Genomic DNA, 25,488 nt, shown 5'->3' on the forward strand with positions numbered 1-25,488 from the left:
AAGAAATGAATGTTAAATCTATACTTGTAACTGGTGGAACAGGATCGTTTGGGAAAAGGTTTATTACGAGATTAATCCAAACTTATCCTGATGTAAAACGTATCGTTGTTTTTTCGCGTGATGAACTTAAACAATATGAAATGTCTTTAGAGTTCCCGAGTGATGAATACCCGCAAATTCGGTTTTTTATCGGGGATGTCAGAGATAAATCCAGACTACTTTATGCCTTGGAAGGAATTGATACCGTCATTCATGCCGCTGCGTTAAAACAAGTTCCGGCAGCAGAATACAATCCATTTGAGGCAATCAAAACCAATGTGTTAGGTGCTCAAAATTTGATAGAGGCATGTATTGAAAAAGGTGTGAAACATGTGGTTGCACTTTCGACTGACAAGGCTGCTGCACCAATCAATTTATATGGAGCTACCAAATTATGCAGTGATAAACTGTTTATTGCTGCAAACTTATACAAAGGAAATCATGATATTAAATTTTCTGTTGTAAGGTATGGAAATGTGATGGGCTCTCGTGGTTCGGTGATTCCATTTTTTCAAAAACATAAAGAGAAGGGATTTTTGCCAATCACACACCCAAATATGACTAGGTTCAATATTACTTTGGATGAAGGAGTTGATTTAGTATTTTATGCCATGGAAAACATGTGGGGTGGTGAGATATTTGTTCCAAAGATCCCAAGTTATAAAATTTTAGATGTGGCTGAGGCAGTGGCACCTGGAATTGAAACTAGGATAGTTGGGATTCGTCCGGGAGAAAAATTGCACGAAGAAATGATTACCGAAACTGATGCTTTAAGCACCTTAGAGTTTAAAAAATACTTTGTAATTTTACCTTCATTTAAACCAAAGTGGGAAATTAGTGAATTCATAAATCATTTTAAAGGAAAATATTGCAAAGAAGGGTTCCAATACAATAGCGGGAAAAACTCCGAGTGGTTGTCTGTCGAAGATCTTAAGCAGATGATAAAAAATTTAAAATAGGTTATACTTATGAAAAAGATTTCATACGGAATGCACTCGGTAACTCAAGATGATATTGATTCAGTCATCAATACTCTAAAATCTGATTTTCTTACTCAAGGTCCGAGTATTGCAAAGTTTGAAGAAAAATTCGCAAAGTATGTCGGAAGCAAATATGCGGTTGCCGTAACAAATGGAACAGCTGCCCTTCATTTAGCTGTCATAGCACTTGGATTAGAACCTGGTAAAAAAGTAATAACTTCGCCGATATCATTTGTAGCTTCCTCTAATTCAGTATTGTATGTGGGAGGAAAAATAGATTTTGCTGATATAGATTCTAACTCAGGTCTAATGGATCTAAAATTATTAGAAGAAAGAATTAAACAAAACGGACCTGAAAAATATTCTGGAATCATCGCTGTTAATTTTGCCGGTAATCCAATTAATATGGAAAATTTAAACGGATTAGCAAAAAAACATAATCTCTGGATCATTGAAGATGCTTGCCATTCTCCCGGTGGATTTTTTACTACTTCGGACTCTAGAAAATCTCGCTGCGGAAGTTGTGAATTTAACGATATATCAATATTTTCATTTCATCCAGTGAAACATATTGCTACTGGCGAAGGTGGGATGTTAACAACTAATTCTAAAGAATTGTATGAAAAGTTGTTAGTGCTTAGAACACATGGAATCACTCGTGATAAAACAAAATTTTTAAATTCGAACGATGATGTTGAAATGGGGCCTTGGTATTACGAAATGCAATCACTTGGATATAATTATCGTATGCCAGATATTTTAGCCACCTTAGGAATTTCTCAACTGGACAGGGCAGATAAGAATATCAAGAGAAGGCACGAAATTGCGAAAATATACGATGAAGGTTTTAAAAATTCAGAAATTTTACCACTCGTAAAGTTTAATGAAGGACATGCCTACCATTTATATGTGATTCAATCAGATAAACGTACTGAAATATATAATGCTTTGGTTAAAAATGAAATTTTTCCGCAAGTACATTACATTCCAATCCATTTACAACCTTATTATCGAAGTTTAGGGTTTTCAAAAGGTGATTTTCCTAATTCAGAAAATTACTATAATAGAACATTGAGTTTGCCTATGTTTCCAACTTTAGAAGACCAAGACATTAACCGAATTATCGAGATTGTATTAGGCGTATGAATTCAATTCTTGCAATTATTACTGCTCGTGGTGGTAGTAAAAGGATTCCCAGAAAAAATATTAAAGATTTTTGTGGAATTCCAATTATATCTTATCCAATAAACACGGCACTCGATTCAAAATTATTTCAAAACGTGATGGTATCAACCGATGATTTGGAAATAAAGAGAATCTCCGAAAATTTTGGTGCAGAAGTACCGTTCCTTAGAAGCTCTAAAAATTCTGACGATTTTGCAACTACCGCAGATGTTATTCTTGAAGTATTAGAAACTTATGAAAAGCAGTTTGGTAGGAAATTTGAGTATGCGTGCTGTATTTACCCAACTTCACCTCTACTAAAAAAAGATCTTTTAGCAAAAGCGCTGGAATTACTCGAAACAAAAAATGCAGATTCTGTATTTCCAATTATACGTTATTCTTCACCAATTCAACGTGCATTGATTGAGAATGCAGATGGCTTTATTGAGATGATTCAACCGGAAAATCGGCAAGTTCGTTCACAAGATTTACATCCAGCTTTTTTTGATGCAGGTCAGTTCTATTTTTTGAACGTCAATACATTTATGATAAAAAGGAAATTGTGGACCGAGCGATCGATTGGTTTAGAGATTTCAGACTTAGAGGCGCAAGATATAGACAACGAATCTGATTGGAAAATCGCAGAATTAAAATATAAGCTCCTCTATTCTAAATGAAATATGTTATATTCACGGAAGCGCTAAAAGAAACTGGTCTCGGTCATTTAGGGAGATGCACTGCCCTTGCGGAGATACTTTTAGAGAAAGGGTGTAACGATGTAAGTATTGTTATCGATACAGATAATTCTTTTCCTGATTGGTCATATTCGTTTCCAGTTTACAAAGAAAACTGGAAGGACATCCAAACTCTCGAAAAATTGTTTACTGAGTTTTCAATAGAAAAATCCGAAAAAAATTTGGTCGTTTATATCGATTCTTATTTGGCTCCTGTTTCAATTTATGAAGAGTTAAATAAATATTCTCAGGAGTTGGTTTGTATCGACGATTATCATCGGATTTCGTATCCTCTAGGATCGACAATTCTAAATCCAGGTTTTCCTGGTTTGTTTATCAATTATGATAAATCTAAATACAAAGTAATTACTGGAAAAAATGAAGTTCTATTGAGGACTCCTTTTCGAGAAAGTTTTGAGACTCCTAAGCGAAATCATCCTCCTTGTAAGGTATTGATAACTTTGGGAGGTTCAGATCCTCATCTCTATTCAGAGGTATTTTTGAATCTTCTTTGCAAGGAATTTCCTGATTTAGAAAAACACCTTGTCATTGGGCCTGGTTTTTTGAATGGGAAAGAATTAGTTTCCCTATCAGATTCGAATACGTCTTTATATAAAAACTTATCTGCATTAGAAATGCGTGATCTGATGCTAAAAATGGATTTTGCAATTACTGCCGGAGGGCAGACAACGTATGAATTGGACCGATGTGGTGTTCCAATGCTAATGATTAAAACAGCCGAAAACCAATCAGGCAATATACGTGGTTTTGTTGAATGCCAAGGAGTGAAAGAAATTAAGGATCCAATCGAAGTGGTTCACTTACTGAAAGAAATGTAAAATCAGGCAGAATAAAATCAAAAGAGCCTTCGGAGTCAAAGATAAAAACTAAAGTATTTGATGCACCGCACCTGGATTCGCCAATTAATAAATATGAAAATCGTTCGGTTGAGAATAGGTTTCTTTAAATAGCTATGTTGAGGTTTAATAGGCAGTTGAAGAATAAATTCTTTGGTTGCATTCAAATTGATTTTAACATTTTTAAGAAAATCTTTAGGTGTATTGAATTCCTTTTTTAGGTAAAAAGTTTTTATGAATATATTTGCTGGCTTTGGAAAATTAGGATTTGTAGTGTTAAAAGAGCTACTAGGTAATGGGTATAAGTTTGATTTGATACTTACCCATAAAGATGGCTCGGAAGAATCAGTGGATTTATTGTGTTCCAAAAGTAGCATCGGCTTTTCTTATTCAGATTTGCGAACTGATATTCAACTTTTAAATGAGTTAAAGAAAGATAAAATAAATTTTCTGATCAGTGTAAACTACCGATATATTATCCCAAAAACAATTCTAGATAATTCCACTTATCCATTGAATATCCATGGATCAATACTCCCAAAATATCGAGGAAGGACTCCACATGTATGGGCAATTATCAACGGAGAATCCAGAACTGGTATAACTTGCCATATAATGGAAGAGACAGTTGATACCGGAGACATATACCACCAAATAGAAGTGGAGATAGCCGATAACGATACTGGAAATGATATCATACAGAAATTTAAAGAAATTTATCCTATCTGTCTAACTGAATCTTTAAAAAAAATTCACCAAGGTATCAAACCTATACCACAAGTTGAAGCTGACGCTACTTATTTTGGAAAACGTATTCCTGAAATGGGTTATTTAGATTTTACTAAAGATAAAAAATCTTTAATAAATTTTATTCGTGCACAATCAAAACCATATCCCGGCGCTTATTGTTATCTAGCAGATGGTCGAAAACTAATCGTTCATAAAGCAGAGGCTTTAGATTTACCTAAACCAATGTTAAATTCGGTTGGATTAATTGTTAAAGAAAATGATCAAATGTATACAAGTGTGAAAGATGGGTTCTTGGCTTTCACCGAGTTTGAAATAAGTTAGAATTGTGATATTTATACCAATTGATAGAATATTCCTATAGAGATCATTATATCATTTCAGAGATACCCTAGTAAATATTCTTAAAAACCGACTTTTAATTAGTCAATACAGCAAAAATTAGAATATTAAGAAATAAATTTATGGAAATAGAAAATATTGGGAAATGGATATAAATGTAAGAATCATTCACCTTGTTGGATGCTGAATCAGATCAGGATCAAATAACCGACGAGCTCTGGATGAAACATTTTTAAAAACATATGATAAAAATTGCAAACATAGAAATTTCAAGATCAAATAAACCTTTCATCATTGCGGAGATGTCAGGGAATCATAATCACTCCCTTGAGCGAGCTTTCGAGATTGTTGATGCTGCGGCAGAGTCAGGTGCCCATGCACTCAAATTGCAAACTTACACAGCAGACACGATTACGATTGATAAATCAGATGGTGATTTTTTTATTTCTGATCCCAAAAGTCTATGGAAAGGGGAATCACTCTATAACCTTTATAAGCAAGCATACACTCCTTGGGAATGGCACAAACCTATTATGGATAGGTGCAAAGAGAAGGGGCTACTTTGTTTTAGTAGTCCTTTTGACTTTACTGCTGTAGATTTTTTAGAAGATTTAAACGTACCTGCGTATAAAATTGCTTCTTTTGAAAATATCGATATTCCATTGATAAAGAAAGTAGCAAGCACTGGTAAACCAATTATAGTTTCCACAGGAATGGCAACAGTCCAAGAAATTGCAGAAGCAGTAGATGCAATAGTCAGTACGGGGAATAAACAATTCATACTTTTGAAATGCACAAGTACATACCCAGCAACTCCTGAAACTACGAATATACATTCCATTCCTCATATGCGTGAATTGTTTGGATGCGAAATTGGCCTCTCGGATCACACCATGGGGATTGGGGTCGCTGTTGCAAGTGTTGCATTGGGTGCAACTGTGATCGAAAAACATTTTACTCTTAGAAGAGCAGATGGAGGGGTTGATTCTACATTCTCGATGGAACCTGAAGAAATGAAGGCCTTGGTAACAGAATCGGAAAGGGCCTGGCAGGGATTGGGTAAGATTAGTTATGGTCCAACAGAGAAAGAAAAAGCATCACTAGTTTTTCGAAGATCATTGTATGTAGTTGAAGACATGAAGGCCGGCGAACTGGTTACAGAAAAGAATGTGAGAAGTATTCGTCCGGGTTATGGTATGCCACCGAAGTTTTTTGATTTTGTGATTGGGAAGAGGATCAATCGGGATGTTAAGAGAGGAACAGGACTGAGTTGGGAGATGTTAGGTTGAAAATTTTAATTTTTTCTCCTTTTTCAGCAATTTGGACACATGCTTTCCCGGAGGCAAGTATTGCGGATGCCTTGATCCAAGAAGGAAATGAAGTCTTGTATGTTCATTGTGATCGAATATTTTCTGAATATTGTGTTGCCATGAGTGCTCATGGATTGAATCACTTTTCAGATAAATCAGAAAAACAAGCAGTTTGTGATAAATGTAATGAGTTACGAGATGGGTTAAACACTCGATTCAGGTTTGCTAGTAGAACGATTGAATCTTATTTAACTTCTAAAGATAATACCACTATCGATGATATAATAAACTCGTTATCTTATCAGTCGTTTGAATCATATAATTTGAATGATATTCCGATAGGGAAAATTGCCCTTTATGATGTTCTACTCCATTATAAAAAAAGTGATTTGAATTTTAGTGAAAAGGAATGGGCGAGTTACAGAATAAATTTTAAAAATACCCTGTATAGTTATTTTGCATCTTCAAATATTATTGAAAGAGAGAAACCAGACAGGATACTAATCTACAATACTTTGTATTCTGTAAACCAAGCTTTAAAAGTCCTTGGAAATCAAAAAGGGATTCCTGTATATTTTCTTCATGCCGGTGAAAATTTGTCTAACCGCTTATCAACTATGATTGTTTCGTTGAATAGCACTTTTGATTACAGGAGAGAATTGATTTCTAAGTGGAATCAATTCAAAAATTCTACGTGCACAGAAGTAGAGGCAAATTCAGTAAAAAATCACTTCCTAACACTCTTTCAAGGTAAACATTTTTTAGCATATTCTTCCGCAGTCCAATCAACAATTTCTATTAGAGAATTTTTTAAGATATCACCAGAAAAAAAAGTAATAGTCGCTACAATGAGTAGTTATGATGAAAGATTCGCTGGAGAGTCTATCGGAGAATTAAGAAAATCGAATTCTTTAATATTTGATTCACAAATCGAATGGATTTCAGAGTTAATAAAGTATTTTAATAACAATCCTCAGCTTTTTTTAATTATTAGAGTTCATCCGAGAGAATTTCCGAACAAAAGGGACGGGGTCCGGTCGAAGCATTCACTTGAATTAGAAAAAATATTTAAAGAAATTCCTGTTAATACTGCAATCAATTGGCCAACTGACAACCTTTCTATATATGATCTAGCTAAAGAAACAGACCTGTTTTTAAATGCTTGGTCAAGTGTAGGTGAAGAGATGAGTTTGTTCGGTATACCGGTATTAATTTATTCTCCCGAGCTTATACTATATCCCGCTGATATAAATTATGTGGCTGAAAGCAAGGCTGACTATTTTGAAAAACTGAATCTTGCCCTAAACGATGGTTTGAATTTTGAAAACACTAAAAAGGCTTTTCGCTGGTACGCATTGAAACTTTATAAATCAGTTTTTAAAATCTCTGATGAGTTCCATTACCATGAGGATTTTTCTCTAAGAAAAGGTGGTTTTTTTAAAAAGTTAAAAACAAGATTCATCCTTAAGAAATCAGAATTTAATGGAATGGTAAGTAGAATATTTAGAAGAAAATACTTCCATTATTCTTATGATTTAAGTTCGTACAGACGAATGAATGATTCGAAAGAGATATCGTTACTAATCAGGAATAAATATAGTTCAAAATTGGATTTGTATAGAAAAGTGGACTTGGAAGAGAATGAGCATGAAGAAATTGAGATTAGAAGGACAATGAATAAAATCTTATCTGCTTTATTTAATCTTCCTTTTGAGAAAGAGAAGAGCCTGTATAAATTTTGGACTAAAAATAGTGAAGGTAGGCAGAGTTAAGAAATGTTTCAAACACTAAGAAAAAAAATAAGTGTTCTACGTAAGTTTGCTGAGATAAGAAGAGGTTTTGTTGAATTTGAAAAAACTGGAAACACACCTCCCGAAGCTTATTCTCAAATGATCAACCTTTTTTGCGAAACAAAAGGTTATTCGAATGATCTTATTCATCAAATTATAAAAACTCCGAAAAGAAGATTCCCTTCAGCAAGTGGAATATTGGGAAATTATACCAATGAGGATATTGGAAAAATCACTAGCACATTGAAGGAAAAAGGATACTATATTTTTGAACAGGGGATAAGCGATGAAATTGGTAATTATCTTCTTGAGTTGGGTTGTAATACAGACCTCGCTCAGCGGCCATTAGATTCTGAAGGATATAAAGATAAAATAGTATATTCGAAATTTAATCCAACTTTAGTCCCAAAAACTATTCGTTATGATTTTGATGAACAAATGTTAATCAATGATCCGATTATTCAAAAAATCATGACAGATTTTTCTGTTCTAAGTGTGGCACAAAGTTACTTGGGTTGTTTGCCAAAGGCTGATGTAACTGGGATGTGGTGGCATACTGATTATTCCAAAGAACCGAACGCTGAAGCTGCGACTATGTGGCACTTTGATATGGATAGAGTGAAGTGGTTGAAATTCTTTTTTTACCTTACAGATGTTACGCCGGATACGGGACCACATTGTTTTATCGAAGGTTCTCATAGAACCAATGGTATTCCGAAACATTTATTGAAACATGGGTATGCAAGACTAACGGATAAGGATATAGAGGATTATTATCCTAAAGAAAAATATATTGAATACAATGCAAAAAGGTTTACAGTTATTGCAGAAGATACAAGGGGATTGCATAAAGGAAAAGCTGTTACTAAAGGTAGCCGTTTGATTTTTCAAACACAATATAGTGACCATCTTTTTGGAGGAACTTATTCGTCGAAAAAAATAGTTAGATTTGCCAATCCGAATATTGAAGAGTTTATTAAATCAAATAAGGATATTTATGAGAGATTCTTATGAATAAAGGATTTTATTAATTTGAAAGCAGTCATTTTAGCAGGTGGTCTTGGTACAAGGATCTCCGAAGAAACCCATATAAAACCCAAGCCCATGATTGAAATCGGGGGTAAACCTATTCTTTGGCACATTATGAAAATGTTTTCTCATTTCGGAGTTAATGATTTCATTATTTGTTGTGGTTATAAAGGCTATATAATTAAAGAATATTTTGCTAATTATTTTTTACACATGTCGGATGTTACATTTGATATGAGCAATAACAAGATGGAAGTTCATGAACAAAATGCAGAACCCTGGAAAGTAACTCTTGTTGATACGGGTGAAAGTACCTTAACGGGAGGACGTCTCAAAAGAGTCGCAAAGTATCTGCAAAATGAAAAAGCATTTTGTTTCACTTATGGTGACGGAGTATCCAATATCGATATTAAAAAGGAAATAGAATTTCACTTTGGACATGGAAAATTGGCCACTGTTGCTGCAGTTCAACCGCCTGGTAGGTATGGCTCTTTGTCCATGACAGGTGATTTAGTTGATGGGTTTGTAGAGAAACCGAAAGGGGATGGTGGTTTTATTAATGGAGGCTTTTTTGTCCTTTCTCCAAAAGTTATTGATTTCATATCTGGAGATGAAAGTAGCTGGGAAGGGGATCCTCTCGAAAAAATTGCCAAAAATCGGGAGCTGATGGCCTTTCAACATTCTGGTTTTTGGCAGCCTATGGATACTCTTCGGGATAAAAATCATCTGGAAGAACTTTGGAATTCGGGAAAAGCTCCTTGGAAATTATGGGATTAGAGAATTATTTTTGGAAGGGAAAATCTGTTTTTTTAACAGGTCACACTGGATTTAAAGGATCTTGGCTTGCTTTATGGCTAAGTTCTTTAGGTGCAAATGTTCATGGGTATTCACTAAACTCACCAACTAATCCTAATTTGTTTTCGGTAATAGGTGTCGAACCATTGTTGGCATCTCATACTATTGGAGATGTTCGTGATTACGAAAAACTTTCCAAAAAATTAAAACAAACTCAAGCTGAGATCATCATTCATATGGCAGCACAACCATTGGTGCGTAAATCCTATGCTGATCCAATCGAGACTTATTCTACAAATGTGATGGGAACAGTGAATGTCTTAGAATCCGTTCGACATTCAGAGTCCGTAAAAGCTGTTGTTAATATTACTACTGATAAGTGTTATGAAAATCAGGAATGGGTTTGGGCTTATAGAGAAAATGAACCCATGGGCGGATATGATCCTTATTCCAATAGTAAAGGATGTTCTGAATTAGTGACTTCGGCATACCGAAATTCCTTCTTTTTGACGCAAGAAATTCGCTTAGCAAGTGCTAGGGCAGGAAATGTAATCGGCGGCGGTGATTGGTCGGAAGATCGATTAGTTCCAGATATCCTTGCATCAATTCTAAATCAGAAAATTGTGAAAATAAGAAATCCTAATGCGATTCGTCCTTGGCAACATGTATTAGAACCTCTTTCCGGTTACCTTTGTCTGGCAGAAAAATTGTATAAGGATGAAGGACAAAAATATTCAGGAGGTTGGAATTTTGGTCCTAAGGAAGATGATGCAAAACCAGTTTCATGGATTGTTGATCGATTAACTAAACAAATGGGTAAGGAAGATGCATGGGAAGTTGACGTTAGTCCGAAACTTCATGAAGCTAACTATTTGAAATTAGATTGTTCGAAAGCAAAACACCATCTGAACTGGGAACCTCGATGGAGTTTAAGTAATGCTATTGAAAAAATTGCAGAGTGGTATGAAGCTTATCAAAAGAATGCAGATATGCGAGAAATTTGTTTAAACCAAATTTCGGAATACCAAAAGACTTAGGAATGATTCTGTATTATATAAGACCCCTTTAAGTATGCCAACTCAATTGTTTTTTTGACATACAGCCAACATTTGGTTGCTTTTTGTTAGTGTCTCAAAAAATACTAGTAAATTATAAATGTATAATTGCAAAAATAATCTAAAAGGTTATACCTCTTGAACATCTTGGGAATTTCCTGTTTCTATCACGATAGTGCCGCGGCTATTTTAAAAAATGGCGAGGTTGTAGCTGCGGCCCAAGAGGAGAGATTTACACGAAAAAGGCATGATGCCAACTTTCCTTTGCGTTCTATCGAGTATTGTTTACAGACTGCTAACTTGAAAGTTAGCGATTTAGATTATGTTGCTTTTTATGATAAACCTTTTTTAAAGTTCGAGAGAATCATAGAATCTGCGTTGAGTGTTGCTCCCAAGGGGCTTCCCACTTTTATGAAGGCAATTCCGATTTGGATGAGCCAAAAATTATTCGCAGGTGAAGAGATCAAAAAACAGCTCGGAAAAAAAGAATTCAAAGGAAAACTAATTTTTCCAGAGCACCACGAATCCCATGCTGCTTCTGCTTTTTTCCCGTCACCTTTTCTAGATGCAGCTTTTCTTACTGTAGATGGAGTAGGTGAGTGGACAACTACGAGTTATGGTGTTGGTCGCGATAATCGAATTGAAATTTTAAGTGACATTAAGTTTCCTCATTCCCTTGGGCTACTTTATTCTGCCATCACCTATTACACTGGTTTTAAAGTTAATTCAGGTGAATATAAAGTGATGGGACTTGCGCCCTATGGTGAGCCTAAATATGTAAATCTAATTTTAGATAACCTAATCGACTTAAAGGAAGATGGCTCTTACAAAATCAATTTAGAATACTTTGACTACGTTGGTGGCGACCGAATGACAAACAAAAAGTTTGATAAACTTTTTGGAGCTCCTCCTCGTAAGCCAGAATCGAAATTATCTCAAAGAGAAATGGATTTAGCTCGTTCCGTTCAGGAAGTAATTGAAATTGCTCTTCTGAAAATGGCAAATCATGTTCACAAGACTACTGGAATGAGGCACCTATGTCTATCTGGTGGTGTGGCTCTAAATTGCGTAGCTAATGGAAAAATTCTTAGAGAAGGTCCTTTTGACGATATTTGGATTCAACCAGCGAGTGGAGATGCTGGCTCCGCGTTGGGTGCTGCCCTCATAACTCATTTTCATGTAAACAATGCTCCACGAAAAGGAACAAATTTTGCGAAAATGCAAAAGGCGTCTTATTTGGGACCAGAATATAGTGAAGAGTATATTGAAAACTATTTTAAGACCAATAATATTCCCTATGAAAAAGTTCCCCGATCGAATGTGGCTGAGCGAACCGCAAAAGTTCTCGCAGATGAGAAGATCGTTGGTTGGTTTCAGGGTAGAATGGAATTTGGTCCGCGTGCGTTAGGTGCTCGTTCGATCATTGGAGACCCTCGATCGAAAAACATGCAGTCGATAATGAATTTGAAAATTAAATTTAGAGAATCATTCCGACCATTTGCTCCTTCAGTGTTAAGAGAAGATGTTTCTAAATATTTTGAGCATGAAGGAGACTCTCCTTATATGCTGATAGTTGCTCCAGTGAAAGATTCTATACGAATTAAGATGAATTCAGAGCAAGAAAAACTATTTGGAATTGAAAAATTAAACGTTCCTAGATCAACACTCCCATCAATTACTCATGTTGATTATTCAGCCCGTATACAAACAGTTAGTCGCGAAGACCATGCGATGTATTATGACCTAATTTCTGAATTTAAAAAAATTACGGACGTTGGGGTTGTTGTTAATACATCTTTTAATGTTAGGGGAGAGCCAATCGTCTGTACGCCTGAAGATGCTTACAGATGTTTTATGCGTACAAATATTGATTTTCTCGTAGTTGAGAATTTTATTTTGGATAAGACAAAACAACCTGAGTTAAAAAATGACACAGACTGGAAAAATGAATTTGAGCTCGACTAATATGGGAGTTCAACAAAAAGAGCTTAAAACATTTTCGCTAGGTGGCGGAGTGTTATTATCTGCTTTGGCTGCTTTTTTTTACTACAAAGGAAAAGTTGAGATTTCTTATGGGCTTGCAAGTTTGGGAGGAATCTTCCTTCTTGTTCGTCTCGTTAACTTCTTATGGATTAGACCGATTCATACTGCCTGGATGAAGTTTGCGCATATTCTCGGTATGGTTAATACTCGTATTATTTTGTTTATTGTGTTCGTTTTGACTGTTATACCCATTTCTCTTCTTTTAAGAATCTTTAGAAAGGATATTCTTAATAAAAATTTAGAGAAAGAAGCTGTTACATATTGGAATGATAGACCAAAACAAGAATTGAATATCAAACACTACGAAAGACATTTTTAAAAGGAATATTTTATGTTATCTTTAATTAAAGAATTTTTTGAGTTTTTGCTGGAACGTAAAAAGTTTTGGTTACTACCGATTATCTTCTTGTTAGTTTTATTGTCAGTTTTGTTAGTTATAACGCAGGGAAGTGCAATATCTCCCTTTATCTATACTTTATTTTAAAATTATTCCTTTATTCAGTTTTCTGAAGATTATACATATGGAATCTAATTTTAAAACCTCAACTTCTAGTATAGATGATTTGTTGATAATACAGAGATTTTCTAGGGATGACTCGAGAGGTTTTTTCTCGAAAATTTTCAATTTCGAAGATTTTGAGCAACTTGGATTAGATTTTCAAGTAGTTCAAATTAACCAATCTTTAACAAAAAAAAAAGGATCTGTTCGGGGACTTCATTTCCAATTTCCCCCGGCTGCTGAAACAAAAATGGTAAGTTGTATTCGTGGTGAAGTTTTTGACGTGGCCTTAGACTTGCGAAAAGGATCTAAATCTTTTTTAGGTTGGCATGGTGAGGTATTGTCAGAAAAGAATTTTAAAAGTCTTTTGATTCCAAAAGGATTTGCTCACGGATTTCAAACTTTAACGGATGATTGCGAAATGTTATATTTACACACTGAAAAATATTCTCCTGAATTGGAAGGGGCTTTAAATGTTAATGATCCAGCCATTAAAATTCAATGGCCATTAGAGATAAGTCAAATATCGGAAAGAGATAAACAGCATCCTTATATAACTCAAGAATTTAAAGGAGTTTTGGTATGAAATGCAGGCATTGTGAATCAAACCTTACTCTCTCTTTGATTGATTTAGGAACTTCGCCTCCTTCCAATGCATATTTGACAGAAGCAAAACTTCATGAACCTGAAAAGTGGTTTCCACTTAGAGTTTTGGTTTGCGAAAACTGTTGGTTAGTCCAAACAGAAGACTTTGCAAGTGCCAATGAATTGTTTGATTCCGAATATGCTTATTTTAGTGGTTATTCTAGCAGTTGGTTGGAACATGCTAAAAATTATGTAACTCAAATGATTTCTCGTTTTAATTTAAATAAAGAAAGTCATGTAGTTGAGATTGCTGCCAATGACGGATATTTATTACAATATGTAAAGGCTCATGATATTCCTTGCACCGGAATCGAACCTACAACCAGTACAGCTAATGCAGCTAGAGAAAAAGGAATCGATATTGTAGAGGATTTTTTTGGAGTTAAGTTGGCAAAAGAACTGGTAACAAAGGGTAAACAGGCTGATTTGACGGCTGCAAATAACGTACTCGCCCATGTTCCGGATATAAATGACTTTGTTTCAGGGTTTTCTATACTACTAAAACCAGATGGCATTTCTACTTTTGAGTTTCCACATCTAATGAGACTTGTGAACGAAAATCAGTTCGATACTATTTATCATGAACATTTTTCTTATCTTTCATTCATTGCTGTAAATCGAATATTTTCTGCAAATGGTCTAAATATATTTGATGTTGAAGAATTGCCAACCCATGGAGGCAGTTTGAGAATCTTTGCCCAACGAAGTGATACTGGCAAAAGGGTTGTAAGTGAAAGAGTCGCTGAGTTATTAAAAAAAGAACAAAATTTACAAATGAACTCTGCTTCTTATTATCATGGTCTACAGCTAAAAGCAGAAAAAGTTAAAGATGATTTGCTGGAATTTTTAATAAAAGCAAAGAAGCAGGGCAAAAAAGTTGCAGCTTATGGTGCAGCGGCGAAAGGGAACACGTTATTAAATTTTGCTGGAATTCGGCATGATTTAATTTCTTTCGTTGTAGATAAAAACCCTTCCAAACAGGGAAAATACCTTCCCGGTAGTCGGATTCCCATTGTGGATGAAGAGGTTTTAAAATCTGTAAAACCTGATTATGTAATCATATTACCTTGGAATTTGAAAAGCGAAGTAATTCAACAGCTTAATGCTTCCGGAGAAGGAACGCATCAGTATGTGATAGCTATTCCAGATTTAACCATTTCTTAAATCATTTTGCATGAATGATAGAGGTAGTAAATTGACTTGCATAACTCTATCTTTAATGGGTTAGTTCAAAGACTATCAAAGGATATTTTTTTCTATTTATAGATCAATAGGAGGTTTTATAAAGTGAAAGTTTTAACAATTCTCATTCCCGTTTTAAATGAAGAAATAAATCTACCTATTCTATATTCTCGTTTAACTAAAGTTCTTGTTGGTTTGAAAAAAAGAATACGAGCAGAAGTAATTATTCTAGATAATTGTAGTGAGGATAGCACCCCTTCAATTGCAAAGGAAATCTGTAGCAAAGACTCAAAATGGAAGTATGTACGTTATTCTCGAAATTTTGGTTATCACGGTTCGCTTGCTGGTGGTTTTGATTTATCAACGGGTGATGCTTTGATAGTTTTGGCAGGTGATCTTCAAGAACCTCCAGAATTGATCCCTCAAATGGTAGATTATTGGGAAGAAGGCTACGATGTAGTATATGGAGTTCTAGAAGAGAGAAATGACTCTAACCTAATTAAAACTTTAGGTGCCAAAATCTTTTATCAACTGATTTATTTTATGAGTGATTCGAAACTTCCTATTTCGGCAACGGATTTTAGATTGATTAGTCGGCGAGTTGTAAACGCCGTTAATTCCATGCGTGAGCCTGATAGGTATTTGCGCGGTTTGGTGCATTGGGTAGGTTTTAAACAAATTCCCTTTAAATACAGTAGAGATAAAAGAATCCATGGAAAATCCATTGCCGGTATTTGGTATTCGACGAAGTGGGCATTTAATGCTATGATGTGTTTTTCGCATTTACCCTTGCGAGCAGTTGCATATTTTGGATTGTTCACAATGTTAGGTACAGCGGTTGCTTCTATGTATTTTATTTTTGTCCGTTTTTTTCCGCCTGCTTGGATGCCGGTTCCTCCGACTGGGACTACTGCAATTATCTTAATACTTTTATTCGCTATTGGTATAAATTCGATTTTTCTTGGAATTATGGGTGAATATGTTGGAAGGATTTATAACCAGGGAAAAGAGAGACCATTGTATATAGTGGATGAGAAAATAAATTTTAAATAATATGAATCCGTTTGAAGGATCTCAAGTTTTTACAGTTATTGGAGCAAATGGATTTATAGGTTCTCATTTGGTTAACTACTTACGTAGTTTGGGGCATATTTGCAATGTTCCTGCAAGGGACGATCATACAATATTTACCCAACCATTATCAAACGTGATCTATTGTGCAGGTATAACATCTGATTTTAGAACTCGCCCTTTTGATACGATTGAAGCACATGTTTCCTTATTAAGCAAAATTCTAGAGCTGTGTGACTTTCAATCTTTGGTTTATCTTTCCTCAACTCGTATATACATTCATTCAGAATCAACTAATGAAAATTCACCTATTTTGACTAAAGTGAATGAACCTGAAGATCTATTTAATCTTTCGAAGCTTTTAGGGGAATCGATTTGTTTGAATTCAGGACGTAAGAATGTTCGAAGTGTTCGTTTATCTAACGTGTTAGGCGCTGACTTCCAATCTGGTAATTTCGTAATTTCACTTTTTCGGGAAGCAAAGGCGACAGGAAAAATAAATCTTTTTACAACTTTGGATTCTGAAAAGGATTATATACATATTCAAGATGTATTAGAGCTGCTGCTTCAAATTTCATTAAAAGGAAAACAATCTATTTACAATGTAGCTTCAGGGCAAAATCAAACCAATCGAGTCATTTTGGAAAAAATCCGTGAAATTATGCCTTTTGAAATTCATATTAGTGAAACCGCGAGAAAGATAAAATTTAAACCAATTGAAATTCAACAAATTGAGAATGAGTTTAATTTCTTTCCAAGATCGATACTTGATTTAATTCCAGAACTAGCAAGCCAGTTCTGAGGGGATTTGTAATTGTAATGTTTAGTTCAATCTGGTGGTGCACATGAAAGAGCAAAAAAAATACGCATTCGTTGATGCACTTCGGGGAATTGCAATACTTGGGGTAATACTTCCACATATAGAAAATACAGGTGTATTTGGTGTTATTGGACAGTATGGTGTACAATTGTTTTTTGTATTAAGTGCTTTCACTTTGTTTTTATCATTGGATGTTAAATTTAAAGTTGAGCGAAACCCGATTCGAAATTTTTTTATAAGACGTTTTTTTAGAATCGCTCCTGCATTTTATTTAGCTGCATTTTTCTATCTTATCAAAAATGGATTAGGAGCAACATTTTGGGCGCCTGATGGAATTCATATCTGGCAAATTATTTCTACATTAGGGTTTGTTCATGGTTGGCACCCTGCATCCATCAATAGCATAGTTCCTGGTGGCTGGTCAATCGCCACTGAGTTTATGTTTTATCTTTTTGTTCCTTGGTGCTATATTCATTTAAAAGAAAAGTACCAAGCCATTTCATTATCATTCCTTTTGCTATTTTTTGGATTATATTTGAATGGTCTATCGTTTGCTAAAGTTTCCTCTCTTTATCCCGGTAAGGACGCATTAATAAATTATTTTTTTCAATTATGGTTTCCGGCTCAAGTTTGTGTTTTCCCTTTGGGATTTTTTCTGTATTTCTTATTTAAAGATAAAAAAGATACAACTAAAAATTACAAACCAGAAGCTCTTCGATGGTTACTAATATCTATTTTCTTATGGTTAGCTTTTACTGGTGGCGGGTATGTTTATCTGTTACCAAATTTTATGTATGGTTTGTCTTTTGTTCTTTTTTCATACTCATTGTCACTTTACCCATTTAGATTTTTCGTTAATACTCTCACTTGTTATTTTGGTAAATTGAGTTTTAGTATGTATCTCTTCCATTTTGCAGTCATTGGCATAGTGAAAGATTATATAATACCTTTAATTGCTTCGAGCAACCAAACTCACATTGCTATTATTTTCTATCTATCTGTTTTGGTCATTACTACCGGTGTTGCTACAATTACTTTCTATTTAATCGAACAACCTGGCCAGACTATTGGTAGAAAAATTATCGAATATTTTGAGACAAAAGAAAAATAACTTCGATTTTTTTATATAACTATTTATTTACTTTATACATGCTAAATCAGCAAGAATGATATTTGGTCAAAAGAAACTGTTGTTTAAGTTGGCTAAAATAAATATTTATATTTCATTTCGCTTTCATGTTGTACTAAGTTAAAATAAAAATATTGGAATCAATGAGCATTATGCAGAATAGAACTAATCTATGGTTAAATTTGTTAACCTTTATATTTACTGTCGCGTTTAACTATGTATTTTTATTCAATTTGAATATCGACCAATCAAATAGGGCTATCTCATTAGAGTTTGTAGTTTTCTCTATCCTTGTTTGCTTGATTTATTTCAGTTTAAAACTATCTTTGAAAAACTCAGGTTCTTCGATCGTCTCATTGTTTGTTTTATTGATAATTATTTCGTATATTCCTGGGATCGCTATTTTTCGATTAGGGTTTTTGGTTTTGACTCCTATCGTGTTTTTATGGATAGGACGACAACATTTAACTAATGTAATAGTTCAGCTAAAGTATACTCCTAAGACTTTTATTTTTATATCTTTAGTTATGTCTGTTATATTCGCTTCTTTTTTAGTCGAAAGTCAGGCGAGTAATGTAGTCGATCCATTGATTGAAAAGAAAGTTCAGCAATTAGTTTTAAATCCGGATACACTTTATCACGCCTCAGTTTCGGAGAACCTACGAAATTACGGTGTTGCTTCAACAGGTATGCATGGTTTAAACCCGGTATATTATCATATTTTCTCTCATTTTCTATTTTCACGTATTTCCATCATAATGGAGGTCCCGGCTTATATTGTTTATGGATTTGGGTCGGTCTTGTTTTTTGGGCCTTTGTTATTATTGTTTTTGTTGGAGGTGAGTCAGGAGTTTGCAAAAGGCTGGAATGGCTTGTTAAAAGTCATATTTGTTTTTCTTTCCTTAGCAGCAATATTAACCAAGCCGTTCGTTACAATTTTTGGATCTCATTTTTATTCAGAATCGTATTTAGTTAGTTTAATTTTTTTCGCTGCGTTTATGTCCGCTGTTGGTTCACTTTCTAATCGAAAAATTTCTGCCCAAATGTTTCTTCTAATTCCACTTTGTTTGTTGTTTATTACGTTATCTAAAATTTCGGTCGGAGTAATTGCTTTTGCAATACTAGGAGTATTTTTAATTTTTCAAAAAAATTATCTTTCCTCTCGAGTTATAACATTTTTCGGAATTTCATTAATATTTTTTGTTATTGGTTATATTGGTTCCAAACCGCAGTCAGACATCAAAGGGTTAGAGGTTAGATTTGTTTGGAAGTTTTTTCAATCTCATTTTGCTTCGGAATTGTCTTTACCACAATTTATATTCTCTCATTTTATTTATTTTTGGTTAGTCGTGCCGATCTCATTTTTGTTGTTATTGGCCAAAAAAATGACGAAAAACGAATTAATTCTTTCGTTAGCCTTTTTACTAGTTACTTTCATTGGATTTGTTGGATTAAATATAACGATTGATAGCTCTGGATATTATTTTTCTAATTTACATGCATTTTTTTCACTGTTTCTTGCTTCAGCGTTTTCAAAAAGACTGCCTAAAAAAATTGATTTCACTCGCAAATATCCAATTTATGTTTCCTATCTGTTCTTTGTTTTTTTAATTTTTATCGTTCTAGTAGGAAATTTTTTGACTTCTCGGGCAAGGTCGAGTTTAAAAATAATTTCTGAAATAACAAAGGAAGTTAGAGATAACTCTTTCGATGATGGATATATTCAAATTTTAAAAGAAGTTCGAAAAATTCCGAGAAAGGATCTGTTGGTTTATATTCCAAAATCAGAGGTGAACTTTTGGAACAATCAATCAGATAATATTTCTCCCTGGAAACATCAACAATGTATCAAGATGCCTTTTTTTGTTCCGATGGTCTCTGGTAAACCTTCTTTATTTGGTTTACCAATGATGGAAGGTTCAAAGACACAATGTTATAATTTCGTAAGAGGCTACGAAGGTTACCCGCAACAGGTTTATAAAAAATCTCAGCAAATGGAACATCTGAAAAATGAATTATGTGATGAAACGATTCGGCTTGGTTTTAATGGATATGTAGAAATTCGCTATCCAAATTACATCATAAAAGAATGTAAATAAATTAGCGGACGACTTTGTGAGTTGGATTGTATCATTCAGGTTTTTTAAGGCCTAAAAGATCAATAGTTTGAATACTTATTTAAGGAGAATTAAATGACTTCAAGGAAATCTTTATTTTATGCAATTATGTTTTTGTTATTAATTGCTGTTACAGTTCCGATACTGTATTTGGCAAATCAGTTGCTAAATCGTTATCGCATGCAAACTGCCGTTGTTAGGGAATTAAGTGTGGAACCCTCGCCAATGTATGTCGATGATTTGGTTCTTGGATACAAAGCAATTCCTGGGGATTATAATCTTAAAATCAAATTATCTAATCTAAAGGAAGAACGGTCCTACAAGGTTAGGATCAATCAAGATGCCACGAGATTTACAGGTGTTTCGAAAGATCATTTACCTGAACTTTGGATCTTTGGTTGTTCCTTCGTTTGGGGCCAGGGATTGAATGATGACGAAACGATGGCTTATCTTGTCCAAAATAAAAGGCAAGATTTAAAAGTGATTAACTTTGGTGAGAATGGTTATGGTACTCACCATGCATTACTTCAAATAAAAGAACTGATAAAGTCTAAACGAAGGCCAAAATATATAGCAATATCATATATCGACTGGCATTCTCAAAGAAATATTGCTGCAAAAGAATATGTTGGTGCTCTAAGGACTTTTGGCCCTTTTAGTGATAAGAACTTTTTTATTGAAAAACTGAATTCAATTCGTAATTCTATTTATTTTAAATTTGGCATTCCACCAAATCCTGAAGATGTACGTTTCCATTTTCCCCAAGCTTACCTTGATTCTGGTGAATTAAAAATTCGAACCATTCCTCTCTTGAAAGAACATGTTCCATTTGTGAAAAACGAAGAGGAGTTTTTAATTACAGAGAAGATTTTTGACCAAATCTATGAAGAGGCCAAAAAACTAAATGTTACTCCAATAATTCTTCATATGTGGAGTTCGGGTGATTACCAAAAGGACCCAATGATAAAACATCTGAAAGATAAAGGCTTTATCTATGTTGATTCTTACCGTGATTACTCTAATCCAGAATTTAATATGCTTCCTTACGATGGTCACCCAAATCCTGAAGTAAACAAGTTTTATGCAAAGAAGCTTTTGGAAGCAATAAAATAATAAATCTACAGTTCTAATTTCAGTTAGGAACAACAGCAATTCTATGATTCGTAAGATTCGAAATGGTTTAATCCAATTTACTATTAAAATTCTAGAAAGGCTTCTGCGGGATAAATTTGCGCAGATTTCAGATCCGTATGTTTTGATTTGTGAAGGTAAATTAGATTTTCCTTTAAAATACTCAATCGGTGTTGGTTCAAATATAATAATTCCGAAATATTCTGAATTATGTTTAGGTGAAGGTGTTTATATTGGTAGGCATGTAGAGATTGGCCCTAATCAGAAAATAGAAATAGGCGATTATACTTCTATCCAGGATAGAACAATCATTTTAGGAGATGTATCGATTGGTCGCTATTGTACATTTGCTTCAAATATTTATATTAGTTCTGGGAACCACTATTTCGATAAATTTCCTGAATTGAATATAAAAGATCAAGATGTTAGAGTAATTCAAAATTTAGAATTAGGAAAAAAGCATAGTAAACCAGTAGTGATTGAAGATGATTGTTGGTTAGGTGCCAATGTCTTTGTTATGAATGGAATAAAAATTGGGAAGGGAAGTGTTATTGGTGCGAATGCTGTGATAACAAAAGATATTTTACCTTATTCGGTAGTCGCTGGTGTGCCGGCCAAAAAAATTAGAAATAGAATAAATTTTATCCCACCTTCATATTTATATTATAATAGGACTGAAGATTTGCCGTATTTTTATTCAGGGTTTTTGGTTTCTGATCTAGAAAAGGATCGTTATGTCAAATTTTATGGTCTAGCAACAAAAAAACATTTCTCGATTGCGTTAAATTCCAAACCTGGAGACGTAGTTGTAGTTCGATGTAAAAAAATTGTGTCGGATAGAGTTTGGATTATACATAATAATTTTAAATATGAACTAACTGATGAATACACTGAAAATCATTTTTATTTAGAAAATGCAGATTTTCGGATAAATTTTTCCGTAGAACAAGTAGAGAATCAAACTATTATTTCTTCGTTACCCAGTATCGTCGTTGAATCATGTTTCATCAAAACTTAGAGATTTTTGAAAGCCTTGGTTTTTTTGTCTTAGACAATTTTCATTGTAAATTTTTTCAATAAGGTAGTAGATAAAAATGACAGGTAATAATACTCCTGAACTTGAAGAAAGTTGGGATTTGGTTTTAGAGCCGCGAAGAAAATGGTATTCCTTGCGACTCGGTGAAATTTATAGATATAAAGATTTACTCCTTTTGTTTGTCAGAAGAGATATAGTATCAGTTTATAAACAAACGGTTCTTGGTCCAATTTGGTTTTTCATTCAGCCTGTTTTAACATCTTTAACATTTGCTGTAATTTTTGGAGTAGTGGCGGGAATCGCAACTGATGGTATTCCAAATTTTCTGTTTTATCTAAGCGGAATCACTATATGGAATTATTTTGCCGATACTCTCGTAAAAACTTCCGATACTTTTGTAGTCAATGCAGCAATTTTTGGTAAGGTATATTTCCCTCGACTGATTGTCCCTATTTCAATAGCAATTTCAAATTTGGTTAAATTTTTCCTTCAATTTGTTTTGCTGTTAGGCGTTATGTTTTTTTATAGCATCTCTGGTACCGATATAAGCTTAAGTTTTTATTATCTTTTGATTCCATTTTTGATTATTTTAATGGGTATCATTGGTCTAGGATTTGGCATTATTATATCATCGTTGACTACAAAATATCGAGATTTAAAGTTTTTAGTCAATTTTGGCGTTCAACTTCTAATGTATTGTTCTCCAATAGTATTTCCTTTATCCATTGTAACCAATAGCTTTCCTAATATGAAATTTATTCTCCTGCTCAATCCAGTGACTAGTTTAATCGAGGCGTTCCGTTTTATACTTTTAGGTGTCGGAATTTTTGATTGGCTATATTTGAGTATCAGTGTTGGTTTTACAGTGGTTCTTGTTTTTCTTTCAGTTTTAATTTTTAATCGGGTCGAGAGATCATTTATCGATACCGTTTGATTCGTGTATCGAGTTTTAGGAAAATAAATTCATGAGTGATGTAGTTTTACGGATAGATAATATTTCCAAACAATATCGATTAGGCCAAGTTAGTACTGGCTCTCTTGCGCACGATTTGAACCGCTGGTGGAAATTACTTCGAGGTAAAGAAGACCCATATTTGCAAGTGGGACAGGTTAATGATCGAAGTGTTGCTAGTGACAGCGATTATGTATGGTCGCTAAAAAATGTTAGTTTCGATGTAAAACGCGGTGATGTTGTTGGTATTATTGGAAAAAACGGTGCCGGAAAATCTACACTTTTAAAGATCCTATCTCAAGTAACCTCCCCTACATTAGGCAGTGTCAAAATAAAGGGACGAGTGGCAGCTTTGTTAGAGGTTGGAACTGGTTTTCATCCGGATCTAACTGGAAGGGAAAATGTTTTTCTCAACGGCGCCATTCTTGGTATGACCTCTTCCGAGATTAAAAGTAAATTTGATGAAATTGTAAGTTTTAGTGGAGTTGAGAAATATATTGATACTCCGGTAAAAAGATATTCTTCCGGTATGATGGTTCGTTTGGGATTTGCTGTGGCAGCTCATTTGGAGCCTGAAATTTTGATTGTTGATGAAGTTTTAGCTGTAGGTGATGCAGAATTTCAAAAGAAATGTTTAGGTAAAATTCAGAATGTGTCCAGTGAGGGAAGGACTGTTCTATTTGTTAGTCACAATATGCAAGCCCTACAAGCAATCTGCAAAAGGGGTATTTTGCTTAAACATGGTATGATTGAAGAAAATAGTGATATTGATATTTGTATTCAAAAATATACCGGTTTGTTTCAAGAAGCCGATTTGGGTAGTTTAGCAATTAGTGATAGGTTAGGTCGTACAAATAGCAATGGAAACGCTTTGTTTACAAGTGTAAGTGCCCGCTCTGAAAGTCACTCATCATGGAGTTTCGATTCTAAAGAGGATGTCTTTATCGATCTAACTTTAAATATACGCGACTATTGCGATGGTCTTGCCTTCTATTTCGTGCTTATCGAACCACTTGGGATGAATGTAATCACAAATTATAAAACGCGTATCATGGAAAATTCGCCGAAAGTTGGAGAGCCACTTCATTTTTCTTTAAAGATACCAAAGAATTCTCTGCGAGTCGGGCAATATTTGATGTACATCGCTGTTGGTGATAAAGATCTAAGAAAATGGTATGATGTAATTGACAATAATATAAACTTACCAGCACTAAGCATAACTTCATCTGAATTGGATCCGCACCATAATATGGGTTTGGTGAGTCTTCCATTTGAATTGAAGTTAGATAATTAATAATTCTATTTCTCTGTAGGTATGAATTTGTATTTAATTAAGAGAATTTTAAATAAACTCCAAACTCAAAATTACTACCGGTCCTATTCCCAAGAAGGAGAGGATATGGTTCTTCGCGACTTTTTTGGTGATAAAAGAAATGGCTATTATGTAGATATCGGTGCTTATGATCCGTTTCGGTTTTCCAATACAAATCATTTTTATGAGTTAGGTTGGAATGGAATAAACATTGAACCTTCGCCCGATGGATTTAAGAAATTTGAAATTCACAGAAAGCGGGACCTAAATTTAAATATCGGTATAGGTTTAGAAGAATCGGAATTAATTTACTATCGATTTGAAGAAGCTGCACTAAATACTTTTGATCTTGAAAGAGTTAAGTTCTTAGAAAAAACTACAAATTATAGATCAACAGATAACGTAAAAGTTAGAGTAAAGCCACTTGCTAGTGTTTTGCGGGAGTTCCCTCTAAATAAAGAGATTGATTTTATGAATATCGACGTAGAATGGAATGAAATTTCTGTTTTGAAATCTGGGGATTGGAAAAAATTTAGACCAAAGGTGATTTTAATTGAAATTTTAGATTTCGATCTTGAAACAATTGCTAAAAATCCAATTCATCTCTTATTGAATGAGATCGGATATCGCTTTTATTGTAAAACTCCTCGTACATGCTTTTACTTAGATAAAAACTTCTCTATTTAAAATAAACATATCCTACTTCTTT

24 protein-coding genes are annotated in these 25,488 nt (G+C 34.1%); all 24 read left to right on the forward strand.

Annotated elements, in window-relative coordinates:
• Positions 1 to 5: 5 nt before the first annotated feature.
• The 24 genes from pseB to LEP1GSC203_RS09185 all read left to right on the forward strand — a co-directional run bounded on the left by pseB (position 6) and on the right by LEP1GSC203_RS09185 (position 25,466).
• Complete coding sequence (gene pseB / locus LEP1GSC203_RS09075) at positions 6 to 998, forward strand: UDP-N-acetylglucosamine 4,6-dehydratase (inverting) (protein WP_002973830.1); 993 nt, start codon at positions 6 to 8, stop codon at positions 996 to 998.
• 9 nt (positions 999 to 1,007) lie between these two features.
• On the forward strand, positions 1,008 to 2,165 hold the full coding sequence (pseC, locus tag LEP1GSC203_RS09080) for a UDP-4-amino-4,6-dideoxy-N-acetyl-beta-L-altrosamine transaminase (protein WP_002974182.1): 1,158 nt from the start codon (positions 1,008 to 1,010) through the stop codon (positions 2,163 to 2,165).
• Positions 2,162 to 2,860, forward strand: coding sequence for a pseudaminic acid cytidylyltransferase (pseF, locus tag LEP1GSC203_RS09085; RefSeq protein ID WP_002973630.1), 699 nt, complete (start codon positions 2,162 to 2,164; stop codon positions 2,858 to 2,860). The genes pseC and pseF overlap by 4 nt, the downstream gene beginning before the upstream one ends.
• Complete coding sequence (locus LEP1GSC203_RS09090; protein WP_002973752.1) at positions 2,857 to 3,756, forward strand: hypothetical protein; 900 nt, start codon at positions 2,857 to 2,859, stop codon at positions 3,754 to 3,756. The genes pseF and LEP1GSC203_RS09090 overlap by 4 nt, the downstream gene beginning before the upstream one ends.
• Before the next feature lie 252 nt (positions 3,757 to 4,008).
• The gene (locus tag LEP1GSC203_RS09095; RefSeq protein WP_002974375.1) at positions 4,009 to 4,845 is read left to right on the forward strand and encodes a methionyl-tRNA formyltransferase; all 837 of its coding nucleotides are present in this window, start codon (positions 4,009 to 4,011) and stop codon (positions 4,843 to 4,845) included.
• A 260-nt stretch (positions 4,846 to 5,105) separates the two neighbouring features.
• On the forward strand, positions 5,106 to 6,152 hold the full coding sequence (gene pseI, locus LEP1GSC203_RS09100) for a pseudaminic acid synthase (RefSeq protein ID WP_002974117.1): 1,047 nt from the start codon (positions 5,106 to 5,108) through the stop codon (positions 6,150 to 6,152).
• Entirely contained in the window at positions 6,149 to 7,945 is a 1,797-nt protein-coding gene (locus tag LEP1GSC203_RS09105; protein ID WP_002974207.1) for a hypothetical protein, read from the forward strand. The genes pseI and LEP1GSC203_RS09105 overlap by 4 nt, the downstream gene beginning before the upstream one ends.
• Positions 7,946 to 7,948: 3 nt before the next feature.
• A complete protein-coding gene (locus tag LEP1GSC203_RS09110; protein ID WP_002974400.1) occupies positions 7,949 to 8,977 on the forward strand; it encodes a phytanoyl-CoA dioxygenase family protein in 1,029 nt (342 codons plus the stop codon).
• An 18-nt stretch (positions 8,978 to 8,995) separates the two neighbouring features.
• Positions 8,996 to 9,769: a glucose-1-phosphate cytidylyltransferase gene (gene rfbF / locus LEP1GSC203_RS09115; RefSeq protein ID WP_002973999.1), complete on the forward strand. Its 774-nt coding sequence runs from the start codon at positions 8,996 to 8,998 to the stop codon at positions 9,767 to 9,769.
• Positions 9,760 to 10,824 (forward strand): CDP-glucose 4,6-dehydratase, encoded by a 1,065-nt coding sequence (gene rfbG / locus LEP1GSC203_RS09120; RefSeq protein WP_002974215.1) that lies wholly within the window; start codon positions 9,760 to 9,762, stop codon positions 10,822 to 10,824. The genes rfbF and rfbG overlap by 10 nt, the downstream gene beginning before the upstream one ends.
• A gap of 156 nt (positions 10,825 to 10,980) precedes the next feature.
• On the forward strand, positions 10,981 to 12,807 hold the full coding sequence (locus tag LEP1GSC203_RS09125; protein WP_002973828.1) for a carbamoyltransferase family protein: 1,827 nt from the start codon (positions 10,981 to 10,983) through the stop codon (positions 12,805 to 12,807).
• Between the two features lies 1 nt (position 12,808).
• Positions 12,809 to 13,204: an SxtJ family membrane protein gene (locus LEP1GSC203_RS09130; RefSeq protein ID WP_039937669.1), complete on the forward strand. Its 396-nt coding sequence runs from the start codon at positions 12,809 to 12,811 to the stop codon at positions 13,202 to 13,204.
• A gap of 12 nt (positions 13,205 to 13,216) precedes the next feature.
• A complete protein-coding gene (locus LEP1GSC203_RS19980; protein WP_232225853.1) occupies positions 13,217 to 13,369 on the forward strand; it encodes a DUF5989 family protein in 153 nt (50 codons plus the stop codon).
• Between the two features lie 37 nt (positions 13,370 to 13,406).
• Complete coding sequence (gene rfbC / locus LEP1GSC203_RS09135; protein WP_002973703.1) at positions 13,407 to 13,970, forward strand: dTDP-4-dehydrorhamnose 3,5-epimerase; 564 nt, start codon at positions 13,407 to 13,409, stop codon at positions 13,968 to 13,970.
• Positions 13,967 to 15,193, forward strand: coding sequence for a class I SAM-dependent methyltransferase (locus tag LEP1GSC203_RS09140; RefSeq protein ID WP_002974029.1), 1,227 nt, complete (start codon positions 13,967 to 13,969; stop codon positions 15,191 to 15,193). The genes rfbC and LEP1GSC203_RS09140 overlap by 4 nt, the downstream gene beginning before the upstream one ends.
• A gap of 123 nt (positions 15,194 to 15,316) precedes the next feature.
• Positions 15,317 to 16,264 carry a glycosyltransferase family 2 protein gene (locus LEP1GSC203_RS09145; protein WP_002974183.1) on the forward strand — a complete coding sequence of 316 codons (948 nt, stop codon included), beginning with the start codon at positions 15,317 to 15,319 and terminating at the stop codon, positions 16,262 to 16,264.
• A 1-nt stretch (position 16,265) separates the two neighbouring features.
• Positions 16,266 to 17,084 (forward strand): NAD-dependent epimerase/dehydratase family protein, encoded by an 819-nt coding sequence (locus LEP1GSC203_RS09150; protein ID WP_002974011.1) that lies wholly within the window; start codon positions 16,266 to 16,268, stop codon positions 17,082 to 17,084.
• Between the two features lie 43 nt (positions 17,085 to 17,127).
• A complete protein-coding gene (locus LEP1GSC203_RS09155) occupies positions 17,128 to 18,213 on the forward strand; it encodes an acyltransferase family protein (RefSeq protein WP_002973964.1) in 1,086 nt (361 codons plus the stop codon).
• Between the two features lie 437 nt (positions 18,214 to 18,650).
• Entirely contained in the window at positions 18,651 to 20,330 is a 1,680-nt protein-coding gene (locus LEP1GSC203_RS09160; RefSeq protein ID WP_198008572.1) for a hypothetical protein, read from the forward strand.
• A 93-nt stretch (positions 20,331 to 20,423) separates the two neighbouring features.
• Positions 20,424 to 21,461, forward strand: coding sequence for a hypothetical protein (locus tag LEP1GSC203_RS09165; protein ID WP_002973693.1), 1,038 nt, complete (start codon positions 20,424 to 20,426; stop codon positions 21,459 to 21,461).
• Between the two features lie 43 nt (positions 21,462 to 21,504).
• Positions 21,505 to 22,497, forward strand: coding sequence for an acyltransferase (locus tag LEP1GSC203_RS09170; RefSeq protein WP_002974380.1), 993 nt, complete (start codon positions 21,505 to 21,507; stop codon positions 22,495 to 22,497).
• A gap of 76 nt (positions 22,498 to 22,573) precedes the next feature.
• Positions 22,574 to 23,449: an ABC transporter permease gene (locus LEP1GSC203_RS09175; RefSeq protein ID WP_002974435.1), complete on the forward strand. Its 876-nt coding sequence runs from the start codon at positions 22,574 to 22,576 to the stop codon at positions 23,447 to 23,449.
• A 31-nt stretch (positions 23,450 to 23,480) separates the two neighbouring features.
• The gene (locus LEP1GSC203_RS09180; protein WP_002974428.1) at positions 23,481 to 24,761 is read left to right on the forward strand and encodes an ABC transporter ATP-binding protein; all 1,281 of its coding nucleotides are present in this window, start codon (positions 23,481 to 23,483) and stop codon (positions 24,759 to 24,761) included.
• Between the two features lie 105 nt (positions 24,762 to 24,866).
• A complete protein-coding gene (locus LEP1GSC203_RS09185) occupies positions 24,867 to 25,466 on the forward strand; it encodes an FkbM family methyltransferase (RefSeq protein WP_232225854.1) in 600 nt (199 codons plus the stop codon).
• Positions 25,467 to 25,488: the final 22 nt, after the last annotated feature.

Source organism: Leptospira terpstrae serovar Hualin str. LT 11-33 = ATCC 700639 (assembly GCF_000332495.1).
Taxonomy (GTDB): domain Bacteria; phylum Spirochaetota; class Leptospiria; order Leptospirales; family Leptospiraceae; genus Leptospira_A; species Leptospira_A terpstrae.

Bases quoted from the DNA above. Each gene is read 5' to 3' on its own strand.
- rfbG (WP_002974215.1), top strand. From the start codon at position 9,760: ATGGGATTAGAGAATTATTTTTGGAAGGGAAAATCTGTTTTTTTAACA.
- pseI (WP_002974117.1), top strand. From the start codon at position 5,106: ATGATAAAAATTGCAAACATAGAAATTTCAAGATCAAATAAACCTTTC.
- pseC (WP_002974182.1), top strand. From the start codon at position 1,008: ATGAAAAAGATTTCATACGGAATGCACTCGGTAACTCAAGATGATATT.
- LEP1GSC203_RS09110 (WP_002974400.1), top strand. From the start codon at position 7,949: ATGTTTCAAACACTAAGAAAAAAAATAAGTGTTCTACGTAAGTTTGCT.
- LEP1GSC203_RS09095 (WP_002974375.1), top strand. From the start codon at position 4,009: ATGAATATATTTGCTGGCTTTGGAAAATTAGGATTTGTAGTGTTAAAA.
- pseF (WP_002973630.1), top strand. From the start codon at position 2,162: ATGAATTCAATTCTTGCAATTATTACTGCTCGTGGTGGTAGTAAAAGG.
- LEP1GSC203_RS09165 (WP_002973693.1), top strand. From the start codon at position 20,424: ATGACTTCAAGGAAATCTTTATTTTATGCAATTATGTTTTTGTTATTA.
- LEP1GSC203_RS09150 (WP_002974011.1), top strand. From the start codon at position 16,266: ATGAATCCGTTTGAAGGATCTCAAGTTTTTACAGTTATTGGAGCAAAT.
- LEP1GSC203_RS09180 (WP_002974428.1), top strand. From the start codon at position 23,481: ATGAGTGATGTAGTTTTACGGATAGATAATATTTCCAAACAATATCGA.
- LEP1GSC203_RS09155 (WP_002973964.1), top strand. From the start codon at position 17,128: ATGAAAGAGCAAAAAAAATACGCATTCGTTGATGCACTTCGGGGAATT.
- LEP1GSC203_RS09140 (WP_002974029.1), top strand. From the start codon at position 13,967: ATGAAATGCAGGCATTGTGAATCAAACCTTACTCTCTCTTTGATTGAT.
- LEP1GSC203_RS09175 (WP_002974435.1), top strand. From the start codon at position 22,574: ATGACAGGTAATAATACTCCTGAACTTGAAGAAAGTTGGGATTTGGTT.
- LEP1GSC203_RS09130 (WP_039937669.1), top strand. From the start codon at position 12,809: ATGGGAGTTCAACAAAAAGAGCTTAAAACATTTTCGCTAGGTGGCGGA.
- LEP1GSC203_RS09090 (WP_002973752.1), top strand. From the start codon at position 2,857: ATGAAATATGTTATATTCACGGAAGCGCTAAAAGAAACTGGTCTCGGT.
- LEP1GSC203_RS19980 (WP_232225853.1), top strand. From the start codon at position 13,217: ATGTTATCTTTAATTAAAGAATTTTTTGAGTTTTTGCTGGAACGTAAA.
- pseB (WP_002973830.1), top strand. From the start codon at position 6: ATGAATGTTAAATCTATACTTGTAACTGGTGGAACAGGATCGTTTGGG.
- LEP1GSC203_RS09185 (WP_232225854.1), top strand. From the start codon at position 24,867: ATGGTTCTTCGCGACTTTTTTGGTGATAAAAGAAATGGCTATTATGTA.
- rfbC (WP_002973703.1), top strand. From the start codon at position 13,407: ATGGAATCTAATTTTAAAACCTCAACTTCTAGTATAGATGATTTGTTG.
- LEP1GSC203_RS09170 (WP_002974380.1), top strand. From the start codon at position 21,505: ATGATTCGTAAGATTCGAAATGGTTTAATCCAATTTACTATTAAAATT.